This is a genomic window from Knoellia flava TL1, from assembly GCF_000768675.1.
Classification (GTDB): Bacteria; Actinomycetota; Actinomycetes; order Actinomycetales; family Dermatophilaceae; genus Knoellia; species Knoellia flava.
Genome location: NZ_AVPI01000001.1, coordinates 292,081 through 303,866 on the forward strand (window position 1 = coordinate 292,081; position 11,786 = coordinate 303,866).

The 11,786-nt window shown below is 73.7% G+C and carries 10 protein-coding genes and 1 riboswitch; of the genes, 4 read left to right on the forward strand and 6 right to left on the reverse strand.

Features of this window, described 5'->3' with window-relative positions; translation table 11 throughout:
* Positions 1-71 precede the first annotated feature (71 nt).
* Both N798_RS01535 and N798_RS01540 read right to left on the reverse strand, forming a co-directional pair.
* On the reverse strand, positions 72-2,348 hold the full coding sequence (locus N798_RS01535; protein ID WP_229708498.1) for an ATP-binding cassette domain-containing protein: 2,277 nt from the start codon (positions 2,346-2,348) through the stop codon (positions 72-74).
* 10 nt (positions 2,349-2,358) lie between these two features.
* Complete coding sequence (locus N798_RS01540; protein WP_084099957.1) at positions 2,359-3,054, reverse strand: ECF transporter S component; 696 nt, start codon at positions 3,052-3,054, stop codon at positions 2,359-2,361.
* An 89-nt stretch (positions 3,055-3,143) separates the two neighbouring features.
* Positions 3,144-3,246, reverse strand: a riboswitch (TPP riboswitch).
* A 79-nt stretch (positions 3,247-3,325) separates the two neighbouring features.
* Between N798_RS01540 and N798_RS01545 the strand changes: the two genes are divergently transcribed.
* Both N798_RS01545 and N798_RS01550 read left to right on the forward strand, forming a co-directional pair.
* Positions 3,326-3,604 (forward strand): DUF4235 domain-containing protein, encoded by a 279-nt coding sequence (locus N798_RS01545; RefSeq protein WP_035945578.1) that lies wholly within the window; start codon positions 3,326-3,328, stop codon positions 3,602-3,604.
* 198 nt (positions 3,605-3,802) lie between these two features.
* Complete coding sequence (locus N798_RS01550) at positions 3,803-4,363, forward strand: helix-turn-helix domain-containing protein (protein WP_156971568.1); 561 nt, start codon at positions 3,803-3,805, stop codon at positions 4,361-4,363.
* On the opposite strand, the gene hutI is transcribed toward N798_RS01550, so the two are convergent.
* From hutI to N798_RS01565, 3 genes are read right to left on the reverse strand one after another with little or no spacing between them, the layout of a single operon-like run.
* Positions 4,338-5,540, reverse strand: coding sequence for an imidazolonepropionase (gene hutI / locus N798_RS01555; RefSeq protein WP_035945582.1), 1,203 nt, complete (start codon positions 5,538-5,540; stop codon positions 4,338-4,340). The two genes, N798_RS01550 and hutI, sit on opposite strands and share 26 nt — an antisense overlap.
* The gene (locus tag N798_RS01560) at positions 5,537-6,859 is read right to left on the reverse strand and encodes a formimidoylglutamate deiminase (protein WP_035945583.1); all 1,323 of its coding nucleotides are present in this window, start codon (positions 6,857-6,859) and stop codon (positions 5,537-5,539) included. Before N798_RS01560 ends, hutI begins: the two co-directional genes overlap by 4 nt.
* Positions 6,856-8,070 carry an allantoate amidohydrolase gene (locus tag N798_RS01565; RefSeq protein WP_268234565.1) on the reverse strand — a complete coding sequence of 405 codons (1,215 nt, stop codon included), beginning with the start codon at positions 8,068-8,070 and terminating at the stop codon, positions 6,856-6,858. Before N798_RS01565 ends, N798_RS01560 begins: the two co-directional genes overlap by 4 nt.
* 163 nt (positions 8,071-8,233) lie before the next feature.
* On the opposite strand from N798_RS01565, the gene N798_RS01570 reads away from it, so the two are divergent.
* A complete protein-coding gene (locus N798_RS01570) occupies positions 8,234-8,734 on the forward strand; it encodes an aminoacyl-tRNA deacylase (protein ID WP_035945584.1) in 501 nt (166 codons plus the stop codon).
* A gap of 86 nt (positions 8,735-8,820) precedes the next feature.
* On the opposite strand, the gene N798_RS01575 is transcribed toward N798_RS01570, so the two are convergent.
* Positions 8,821-10,890, reverse strand: coding sequence for an elongation factor G-like protein EF-G2 (locus N798_RS01575; protein WP_035945810.1), 2,070 nt, complete (start codon positions 10,888-10,890; stop codon positions 8,821-8,823).
* A 144-nt stretch (positions 10,891-11,034) separates the two neighbouring features.
* Between N798_RS01575 and N798_RS01580 the strand changes: the two genes are divergently transcribed.
* On the forward strand, positions 11,035-11,700 hold the full coding sequence (locus N798_RS01580; RefSeq protein WP_156971569.1) for a hypothetical protein: 666 nt from the start codon (positions 11,035-11,037) through the stop codon (positions 11,698-11,700).
* The last annotated feature ends 86 nt before the right edge of the window (positions 11,701-11,786 follow it).

Sequence of the window (11,786 nt, forward strand, 5' to 3'; positions counted from 1 at the left end):
CCGTGCACAACTCGCCAATTCCTCCCGTTCGGTACGGAGGCCGTGTGTACCGAACAGGAGGAATTGGCGAGTTATGCGCGGGTGAGCAGGACCGCGACGACGAGCGGGACGAGGGATCCGACGACGAGGAGCGTGTCGGCCCACCGCCACGGTGCCGGCGCGAACCACGTGCGCCGCGAGGCCGACGCGAACCCGCGTGCATCCATCGCCACGGCGAGGTCGGCCGCCATCCGGAGCGTGCGGACGAGCAGCCCGAAGGTCACCGTGCCGAGGTCGCGGATCAGCGCCAACGGCCGGCGGCGGTCGACGCCAATCCCGCGGACCCGCCGGGCCAGGGCGATCTCGGACCAGACCTCACCGAGCGTGTGGACCCGCTGCAGTGCCGCGGCGAGAGCGACGACGGGACGGGACGGCATACGGAGGCGTTGGGCGAGGTGGTCGCCGAGGCGGTCCGGGTCGACGAGCGGGAGGAGGACGGCCGAGGGCAGGACGATGACGAGCACCCGCAGGGCGGCCGTGACAGCCGTCGTCGTGTCGTGACCGCCGAGCAGCCACGTCGACCAGCCCACCGACAGCGCGCCGAGAGCCCCGGGCAGCATCCGCAGGGTGACCCGGCGGAGACGGCCCCTGGGCCGTGGACCCGACCCGGGAGCCGCCCACAGGGCGACCACGGCAAGAACCGCCTGGACCGCGAAGACGACGAGCGAGGTCCGCCAGTGGTCCGGGACGATGCCGGCCGGGATCGCGGCGAAGGCACCGAGCAGGAGGGCGAGCGGGCCGGCGCGGGCGGCGAGCACCGGGCGCGGCGGCTCCGGGTCGGGAGCCTGCGTCGGGGGTTCGAGCGTGACGACGGTGTGCGCCCGCTCGATGAGCGACGCGTCGTGGGTGGAGACGACGACCGCCCCGCCCGCCTCGCGGTAGCCGGCGAGCAGCCCGACGACCGCTGCCCACGTGTGCCGGTCCTGCCCGACGGTGGGCTCGTCCGCGAGGAGCAGCGGGGGCCGGTGGAGGACCGCCGAGGCGATCGCGAGACGCCGCTGCTCGCCGCCGGACAGCTCGCGCGGGTCGGCCGCCTGGAGGTGCCCGAGACCCAGGTCGGCGAGGAGCCGGGAGGCGAGGGCGACCCGCTCGGGAGTCTCCTCACCGAGCGCGCGGCTGGCCACGAGGACCTCGTCGAGCACGCTGCCGGCGAGGATCGTCGAGCTCGACCACTGGGGCACCCACCCGAGGCGGCGGGCGAGCGCGGTGGTGCCGAGGTCGGCGACGGGGTCCGAGCCCGCCGTCACCGACCCGGTCGCGGGCTCGAGCGCCCCGGCGAGGGCGAGGAGCACCGTCGACTTGCCCGAGCCGCTCGGCCCGACGAGGGCGGTCGCACTGCCCGGCGACGGGTGGAGCGGGATGTCGACCGCGGCAGCCGTGCGGGTGCGGGTCGAGCCGTCGAGCAGGCGGACGGTGCGCTCGACGGTCATCGGCGTCGCGGCGACGTCCTGCGTCCGGCGAGGTGACGGCCCAGCCCCCAGAGATGCGGACGCAAGGGCTGAGGAGGTGAGAGGGGCAGGTGGCGGCGCACCGGGCACCCAGATGCCCATGTCGAGGAGCCGTTCCCGCTCCTCCCGGATCACGTCGCCCACCGGCCCGTCGGCGACGAGTGTCCCCTCGCCGTCGAGGACGAGCATGCGCTCGACGAGGTCGACCCAGGGCCCGAGGACGTGCTCGACGACGACCGTCGTCACCGGATGGGAGGCGAGCACCTTCGCGACGCTGCGCCGCACCTGGGCAGCGTGGCCCGGGTCGAGCATCGCCGTGGGCTCGTCGAGCAGCAGCACGCTCGGGTGCAGGGCGAGCGCTCCGGCGAGCGCCAGCCGTTGGGTCTCGCCGCCCGAGAGCGCCGAGGTCGGGGTGTCGTGCGGGTGCGCCAGGCCGACGGCGCCGAGCGCCGCCGTCACGGCGGCGGGCATGTCGGCGCGGGGCGTCCCGACGTTCTCGAGGCCGAAGGCGACGTCCCGGCCCACCGTCGCGGCGACGATGCCCGCGCCGGGTTCCTGGAGGACGAGCCCGACCTCGCCGGCCCGGGTGCCCGGTGCGTGCCCGTCGACGGTCACCGACCCGAGGAGCTCGCCCGCGTCGGCGGTCTCGAGCAGCCCCGCGATGGCGCGGAGGAGGGTCGACTTGCCCGACCCGGACGGGCCGACGAGCAGCACCCGCTCACCGGGGGGAAGCGTGAGCGAGACGTCCCGGAGCACCGGCTCGCGACGCCCGAAGGGCCGCCACGTCACCCCCTCGAGGGTGACGTGGCCGCCTGCGACGGGCTCGACGAGCGGCTCGGGAGCCGGCTCGAGCGGTGCCACCGGCGCTGCCTCAGACAGCGCGGGTCTCCCGGTGCTCCTGCCCGGGCGGGAAGGCGTTCAACGCACCCGCCGCCGCGAGGGCCCGGGTGAGCAGCCAGCCGCCCGCGCCGGCGACGACCGCGCCCGAGAGGGCGAGGACGCCGGCATACGCGACCTTCCACGCGAGCGACCAGTCCTGGATCCAGGTGAACGACTCGTAGGCCGCGGCGAACGGCCCCGCGAGCGCACCCGCGAGCATCGCGGCAGCGATGCCGAAGGCGCGGTAGCCGAGCAGCGCGAAGGCGATCTCGGTGCCGAGACCCTGCACGATGCCGGACACGAGGGTCGTCGCGCCCCACTCCGTGCCCGGGATCATCGAGACCAGCGCCGCGACGACCTCACAGAAGAGCGCGGCGCCCGGTCGGCGCACGACGAGCCCGCCGACGACGCCCGCGAGGAACCACGGCCCGGCGAAGAGCCCGCCGAGCGGCGCGAACCCGAACGTGATCGCGCTCAGCGGCCCGTTGTAGAACACGCCCCAGCCCCAGAACGCGATGCCGAGCGCCGCGCCGAGGAAGGCGATGGTGAGGATGTCGACGGTCCGCCACCCGGTGAGGGGACGGGTCGCCAGGATGCTCCGGCCGCGGGCGGTGCCCGCACCCGTGGTCGTGCCGGTGGTGGCGGTCGTGCCGTCGGTCGTGGCCGACGTGTCGGTCTGTGCTGCCATGTGGACTTCTCCCGTGGTCTCCGGCGCAGGCGCGCCGTTGGATACCTCGGGGAGGTGACCGGCCGGCATACCTCTCGTATGCCGCTCAGTCACCTGAGAACTCGACTCCCTACGCCGGTGCGAACCGGATCAGGTGTGAGGGTCTGCGGTCTCCCGCACTCTCAGCGCCGAAGCGCTCCCCTGTCGTTGACGTCGCCACCCTACTCCTTCGGTGTGGCAGGGTGGAACGAGAGCAGGAGTGCGTCCCGCACGAGCGATCAGGAGGAGTCCGATGGGCAGCATGGTGTGGAAGATCCTCGGCACCGGTTCGGCGATCCTCGCCGGCATCGCCGCGACGAAGGTGGCCGACCAGATCTGGCAGAAGGCGGGCCAGGACGCGACGTTCGACCCCAAGGACCCGGACTCGCCGTTCACGACCGCGCTCGCCTATGCGGCCCTCACGGGTCTCGCCGCCGGTGTCGCGCGGACGATGGCGACCCGCAAGGCCGCGCAGTTCTATGCCCGTTCCGCCGGGCACAAGCCGAAGGAGATCGTCGACCGCGACCTCTGAGCTCGTGGCTCGAGCCGCTCGGGCGGCGACATGGGTCGTCTTCGCGCCGAGTACCTATAGGTGCGCACGAACACCCATAGGTACTCGAAGGTGAACGAACCCCTTTGGCCGGGACACCGCACCCGGGTTCGGGGTCCTGCGCACTGAGCCTGTGGACAAACGGGACGTGCCTGCGCCTGGGCGCGCCATCGTGTGGCCATGACCTCGAACTCCGATCCCACGACGGCACGCGACATCCTGCGACTGGCGCGTCGACGACAGCGCCTCACCCAGGCGGAGCTCGCCGAGCGGGCGGGGGTCAGCCAGACGGTGATCGCCCGATACGAGTCCCGGCGCCAGCAACCCACCGTCGGGGCCCTGCAGCGTCTCGTCGCGGCCTGCGGCTACACGTTGGAGTGGAGCCTCCGGCATGCACCCGACGAGGCCGCCGCAGCGACCGGTGACACAAGGTTTCCGGGGCCGATCGGGCGGCGTCTCGTCGGTGAGCTCGACACCGTCTTCGCGGCGCTCGATGCTTTGGGCGCGACCGATGCTCACATCCACGGTGGGGTGGCCGACGGTTCCGAGGGTGTCGGCTGTCCCGTGCTCATCGGGGTGTGCCTGCCGCCGGACGTCGACGTCGTCTTGGTGATGGCGGCCGCAGGGCGCATCGGGCTCGCCATCGGCGCCCACGTCACCATCGTTCCGCACGCCAGGGTGGCGGACTACGGCTTCGACGACGAGGGTGTGCCGCTCACTCCGCTGCGGAGGGCGTCGTGACCAGGGTCCGTGCAATGGGGACGCCCGCCCGGTAGGCAAGGTGCAGGTGGCTGGGCGCGTCGAGCACGGCGAGGTCCGCAGGTCCGCCGACGGCGATCCGCCCGACGTCGTCGCGCCGGAGGCTGGCGGCCGAGCCGCGCGTCGCCGCCCACACCGCCTCCCCAGGCGTCATCCCCATCTCGCGCACGGCGAGGGCGATGACGAAGGGCATCGAGCTCGAGTAGCACGTGCCCGGGTTGCAGTCGGTCGCGAGCGCGACGGAGACACCGGCGTCGAGAAGCCGACGGGCGTCCGGATAGGGCGACCGGGTCGAGAACTCGACGCCGGGCAGCAGCGTGGCCACCGTCGTGCCGGCGGCATCGACGAGCGCGTCGACGTCGGCGTCGTCGAGGAAGGTGCAGTGGTCGACGCTCGCGGCACCGAGTTCCACGGCCAGCTGCACGCCCGGCCCCGGGCCCAGCTGGTTGCCGTGGACCCGCAGCCCGAGCCCGGCGTCGCGGGCCGCGACGAGGACCGCGCGCGACTCCTCCTCGGTGAAGGCGTGCGGCGAGTTCGGCTCGCAGAAGACGTCGGCCCACCTCGCGTGCGGTGCGCACGCGTCGAGCATCGGCCCGGTCACGAGCTCGACGTATGCCGCCCGCTCACCACGCGCCTCCGGCGGCACGACGTGCGCACCGAGGAACGTCGTCTCCGGCGTGAGCTCGCGGGCGATGCGCAGCGATCTGGCTTCGTCCGCGACGGTGAGGCCGTAACCGCCCTTGATCTCGACGGTCGTCGTGCCCTGGGCCCGCATCTCGGCGACCCGGCGCCGGACGAGCTCCCGCAGCCGGTCGTCGTCGGCGGCTCGTGTGGCCGCCACCGACACCCCGATGCCGCCGCCGTCGTAGCGCTCCCCCGTCATCCGGGCGGCGAACTCGGCGGCCCGGTCGCCGTCGAAGACGAGGTGGCTGTGGCTGTCGACGAACCCGGGGAGGACGGCGCGGCCCTCGAGGTCGAGACGCCGGTCGGCGGCGGGGGCATCGGCGGCTGGGCCGAGCCAGGCGACGCGGCCGTCCTCGACGACGAGCGCGGCGTCGCGCACGATCCCGAGATCGCGGTCGCGCGGCTCGGCGACGCAGGTGACGAGCTCCCCGATCCCGGTGACGAGCGTCGCGCCCGCGGCTGGGGCAGCCGTCACGAGGACCTCCGGACGGCCTCGATGGACTCAGCGACGACGTCGTCGACCGGGCCCAGCGGGTGCACCCCGCCCGAGAGCACCCGGCGGCCGGCGACGACGACGTCGGTGACGTCGGCCCCGGTGGCAGCGAAGACCGCCTGGCCCAGCGCGACACCGCCCGTGCGGCGGCTGTCGGTGCGGATGGCGACGAAGTCGGCGAGCGAGCCCACGGCAATCCGGCCGCCGTCCCAGCCGAGGCTGCGGTAGCCGTTCGCCGTCGCCATCTCGAGCAGCCCGGAGAGGGGGAACCGCCCCCGCTCGTGGCTCTTGAGCCGCTCGTGCATCTCGATGCCGCGGATCTCCTCGAACGGGTCGATGACGGCGTGCTGGTCCGAGCCGAGGCTGAGCGGCACGCCCCGCTCGGCGAGCTCGCACCCCGGCCCGATGCCGTCGGCGAGGTCGCGCTCGGTCGTCGGGCAGAAGCAGGCTCCCGCGCCCGACCGCCCCATGAGCTCGAGGTCGTCCTCGGACAGGTGCGTCGCGTGGACCGCGGTGAACCGCTCCCCGAGCATCCCGGCGTCGGTGAGGTGCTCGACCGGGCTGGCGCCGTAGACCATCTGGGTCGCGAGGTTCTCGGCGATCTGCTCGCTCACGTGGGCGTGCACCGGCCGGTCGCCGACGACGGTGGCGAACTCGGCGAGCTGCTCACCCGTGAGGGCGCGCACCGAGTGCGCGGCGGCACCGATCCGCACGAGGTCGCTGTCGCGCAGCGCTTCCACGCGCTCCGCCCACGCCTGCACCGAGCCGTCGGAGAAGCGGGTCTGCACCTCGTCGAGCGGCAGGTGGCCGTCGGCGGAGAGCCCGCCGGTGAGGTAGCACGTGTCGAGGAGCGTGATGCGGATCCCCGCCTCGGCGGCGGCGGCGATGAGCGCCTCACCCATGGCGTTGGGGTCGTCGTAGGGCTTCCCGCCGGGCTGGTGGTGGAGGTAGTGGAACTCGCCGACGACGGTGTAGCCGGCAGCCACCATCTCGACGAACACCCCTCTCGCGAGGGCGAAGTAGGTGTCCGGCGTGAGGCGCGAGGTCACGGCATACATCTGGTCCCGCCACGACCAGAAGTTGCCGCCGTCCGCGTGGGTGCGCCCACGCAGCATCCGGTGGAAGGCGTGGCTGTGCGCGTTGGCGAAGCCGGGGAGGACGAGCCCACGCAGGCGGACGTCCCCGTCGCCCGGCTTGGTCTCGGACGTGACCTCGGTGATGCGTCCACCCTCGACGACGACCCGCACGCCGCGGTGCATCCTGTCGGGGAGCTGGGCGTGCTCGCACCAGTAGGTCGTCACGCGCGTGCTCCCGCCAGGTCGGTGAGGACGGTCGTGAGCGCCTCGACGCCGGCAAGGCAGTCCTCGGACGTCGCGAACTCCTCGGGTGAGTGCGAGACGCCGGTCGGGTTGCGCACGAAGAGCATCGCGCTGGGGACGCCGGCGTTGGCGAGGATCCCCGCGTCGTGCCCCGCCCCGGTCCCGATGACGGGTATGCCGCCGAGCCGGGTCGCGATCCTGCGCGCCAGTCCCGGGTCGAAGGGCGTCGAGCCGGTCCAGGAGTCCTCCACCACGAGGCCGCCGAACTCGTCGACGACGTCCGTGACGTCGGCGACGACGCGACGGACGGCGTCCTCGTCGGCGCCGCGCGCGTCGAGCCATCCGGTGACCTCGCTCGGGATCGCGTTGACCCCGCCCGGGGTGACGGCGACCTTGCCGACCGTCGCGACGCAGCCGTGCTCCTCGGCGGCCCGGCGTGCGGCGATGACGGCGGCAGCGAAGCCGAGCATGGCGTCGTCGCGGTCCTCGAGCCGCGTCGTCCCGGCGTGGTTGGCCTCGCCGAGGGTGCGGATGCGCCAGCGGCCGTGAGGCCAGATGTCGCTGCCCACGGCGAGGGGGGTGTCGGTGTCGAGGGTGGAGAGGTGGCGGCCCTGCTCGACGTGGAGCTCGACGAAGGTGCCGACCCGCCGCACCGTCTCGGAGTCGGGTCCGAGCTCGTCCGGGTCGCGGCCGGCGGCCTTCAGCGCCTCGGCCATCGAGGTGCCGTCGGCGTCGGTGAGCGAGCGCGCCCGGTCGGCAGTCATCGCTCCGGTGAGCACGCGGGACCCCGAGCAGGCCACCCCGAAGCGGGCGCCCTCCTCGTCGACGAAGTTGACGATGCCGATGGGGCGGTCGGGCTCGAAGCCGCTGTCGCGCAGCGCATCCAGAGCGGCGAACGCCGAGACGACGCCGAGCGGTCCGTCGAACGCACCACCGTCGGGCACGGAGTCGAGGTGCGAGCCGGTGACGATGCCCGGCCGGCCCGCCGCGAGCGCGGCGTCCGGGTCGCCCCACCACGCCCATTGGTTGCCGACGCGGTCGACGGTGAGGTCGAGACCACGCCGCTGCGCCTCGGCCGCGAACCACTCGCGCAGGGTGTCGTCCTCGCGGGTCCAGGCGAAGCGGGAGTAGCCACCCGAGCGGGCGTCACGGCCGACCGGCGTGAGGTCTCGCCACATCGAGCTGAAGGTCACCGCTTCCTCCTCCTTCCTCGTCGTCGGCTCACGGCCCCATTCCACACCCGGTCCGTGCCCCGGCGCGCGACGCAGAGCCGAATCGGTGTCTGACATGCCAGACCCTGCTGTGCGCGTGGGGCGTACCCGCAGACGCTGCCCCGCCGAACCCTAGAGTCGGTGCATGAGCGACACCGACAGCGCGCACCCCGAGTCCGACGGCGCCCGGCGCGCCCGCGAGGCACTCGAGGCGAGCGGCATCGAGCACCGCATCCTCGTCTCGACCGTTCCGGCGCGCTCGCTGGCGGAGGCGGCCGAGCAGCGGGGCATCGAGCCGCGCGACATCGTCAAGTCGCTCGTCGTGCGGCGCGGGTCGGGCGACTACGTCTTCGTGCTCGTCCCCGGCGACCGCGAGATCTCGTGGCCCAAGCTGCGCGCCCACCTCGGTGTCAACCGGCTGTCGATGCCGCCGGCCGACAAGGCCAAGGAGGCGACGGGCTACGAGCGCGGGACGATCACGCCGTTCGGCTCGACCACCGCGTGGCCGGTCATCGCCGACGCGACCGTGCCCGGCCGGACGATCTCGATGGGCGCCGGAGCGCACGGGACGTCCGTGACCGTGGCCGCCGACGACGTCGTGTCCGTCCTCGGCGCCGAGGTCGTCGACGTCACCGACCCGGCGTGAAACCTCGACATATTGCCCGTTCGGGCGCCGACTGAGGTCGGCGCACCGGAGCTGGAACTCGCCGAAGGGGGCAATAAGTCGGGTGGTCAGCGGGTTCCGGCGACGACGTCCTTGACGAGCTGCGGCGGCAGGTAGTCGTAGCGGGCGAACGCCCTGCGGAAGGTGCCGGTGCCGTGGGACACCGAGCGCAGGTCGATGGGGTAGCGCGAGAGCTCGAGCGCCGGCACCTCCGCGTGGATGACGGTGCGGCCCTCGTGCTCCGACGGCTCGGTGCCGTGGACCTGGCCGCGGCGGCCACGCAGGTCGGCGAGCACCGAACCCACCGAGGCGTCGGCCACGTCGATGTCGACGGCGTCGATCGGCTCGAGCATCGCGACCGTCGTCTCGTTCGCGGCCTGCCGCAGTGCGAGCCCGGCGGCGGTCTGGAAGGCCATGTCCGACGAGTCCACGGAGTGCGCCTTGCCGTCGACGAGCGTGACCCGGACGTCCACGGTGGGGTAGCCCGCGAGCACACCCTTGTCGAGCTGGGCCCGGGCGCCCTTCTCGACCGAGGCGATGAACTGGCGCGGCACGGCTCCGCCGACGACCTTGTCGACGAACTCGATGCCGGACCCCCGGGGCAGCGGCTCGACCTTGAGCTGGCACACGGCGTACTGCCCGTGACCACCGGACTGCTTGACCTGCCGGCCCTGGACCTCGCACTCGCGCACGAACGTCTCGCGCAGCGCCGTCCGCAGCGGCTCAGCCTCGACCGCGACGTGGTGGCGCTCCTCGAGCGACTGGGTGAGGAGCGCGACGTGCGCCGGCCCCATCGCCCAGATGACGACCTGGTGGGTCTCGGCGTCGAGGACGAGCCGCATCGTCACGTCCTCAGAGACGAGGGACTGCAGGACGGTGGCCAGCTTGTCCTCGTCGCCCTTGCTCTTCGCGTGGATCGCGACGGGCAGCAGCGGTTCGGGCAGCACCCACGGCTCGACGAGGGCGGGCCGGGACGGCGACGACAGCGTGTCGGTCGTCTCCGCGACGGCGAGCCGGGCCACGACGACGAGGTCCCCGGCGATCGCGTACGACTTCGGTCGCAGGTCGTCGCCGAGCGGGGCCGACAGCGCCCCGACGCGGTCGAGGTCGTCGTCGTGGTCGCGGTGGCCGCCGATCTCCTCGCCCGCGAACTGCTGCAGGTGGCCCGAGACGTGCACCGGGTCGTCGGGGCGCAGCGTCCCCGAGAAGACCCGCACGAGCGACTGGCGCCCCACGAAGGGGTCGGTCGTCGTGCGCACGACCTCGGCGACGAGGGGCCCGTCGGGATCGCACGACAACGCGCCGAAGTCTCCCCCGTTGGTGCGGTAGACCGTCGGCAACGCGGCGTCGGCCGGCGAGGGCAGGCCGTGCTCGACGAGGTTGAGCACCTCGTCGAGCCCGATGCCGCTCGTCGCGTGGGTCGGCAGCACCGGGAAGAAGCGCCCTGTCGCCACCGCGGTGTGCAGGTCCTCGCGCAGGGTCGCGGCGTCGACCTCCTCACCGTCGAGGTAGCGCTCGAGCAGCGTGTCGTCCTCGGACTCCTCGATGATCGCCTCGACGACGTGGCCGCGCCTTGCGAGCACCTCCTCGGTGGCATCGGCACCGGCGCCGAGCAGGTCGACGAGGCCGGTGACGGTCGTCGCCGGGCCGTCCGGCTGCACCGGGAGCGCCAGCGGTTGGGCGTCCCCGAAGACGCGCCGGCACGTCTCGACGGTCTCGTCGAAGTCCGCCCGCGCCTGCTCGAGCCGCGTCACGACGATCGCACGCGGCATACCGACGGTCGCGCACTCGCGCCACAGCATCTTCGTCGCCTCGTCGACGCCGTCCGCCCCCGAGACGACGAAGAGGGCGGCATCCGCCGCCCTCAGCCCTGCTCGCACCTCACCGACGAAGTCGGGGTTCCCCGGCGTGTCGACGAGGTTGACCACCACCTCCCCGCTCGCGAAGCTGGCCGCCACGAGCCCGGTCGACGACGAGCGCTCGCCCTCCCTCGGGCGCCGACCCTCCACGCGGGCCGCGACGAGGTGCTCGAAGAGCGTGCTCTTGCCCGCTCCCGGTGGTCCGACGAGGACGACGTTGCGGATCTGCTGCGGGCTGCTGGGGGCTGGGGCCTCGTCGCCACCTGACGCGCGGTTCATGTCCACACTGTGCTCCCGCGCCGGGGGGCCGCACAAGGCTTTCGCGAACCCTGACAGCCCGTATGCCGGCCTCTCCCCTCCGTTCCCCGCGAGGCGTAGCGTCGGAAGGACGCACCTGCACGACACCGCAGCGACGGAGCAGCGATGAGAGGAACCCCGAACCCGGTGGTGGACCGGGTCGCCGGCTGGCTCGACGGGTCGAACCCGCGCGCCACGCGACGCTTCGGATGGGCCGCCGTCGCCGCTGTCGCCCTCGCCCTCGCCTGGCCGTTCTCGGCGTCCGACGGAGTGGCGCCCCACGCGGCTGGCCCGGCGAGTGACGTGGGGACGGCTCCGACCGCTGTCGTCCCGAGGGCGCCGGAGTGCTGGCCCGAGTCCGGTCGGGCGAGCACCCGGCCGCCCGGCCTGGCAGCGGTCTCGACCAGCCCCGTGGACCCGAACGACGTCGTGGAGTCGACGCGGTGGGGTCGGCTCGGAAGCAGGGGTCTCTGGGGGGTGGCCGCCGTCGCCGAGTGCAACGTCGTGCGGCTCGACGCCGTCTGGTTCGAGCCCGGCGGGCGCAAGCAGCGCCACCGGATCGACGGCTCCGGCCCGGCCGCCACCGGGGTCGTCGCCGACGGGCTCGACGGCGCGATCGCGATCTACTCCGTCGGTGTCGACGGGACCGGGCGGCTGGCCGCCCGGCTCCACATCAGCACCGACTGGGGCCGCACGTGGCAGCAGCGCGAGGTGCCGGCGTCGGCCGAGCCCGACGTGCGGGCCGGCCAGCTCCCGGCCCAGTGGGAGCGCTGGCGAGTCCTCGACGGCTGACGAGCGCAGGTCCCACGCTCTGCGTGGGCCGGCATACGGAGGAAAGGTTGAGGGTCCGGAGGGAAATGTTCCCTCCGGACCCTCAA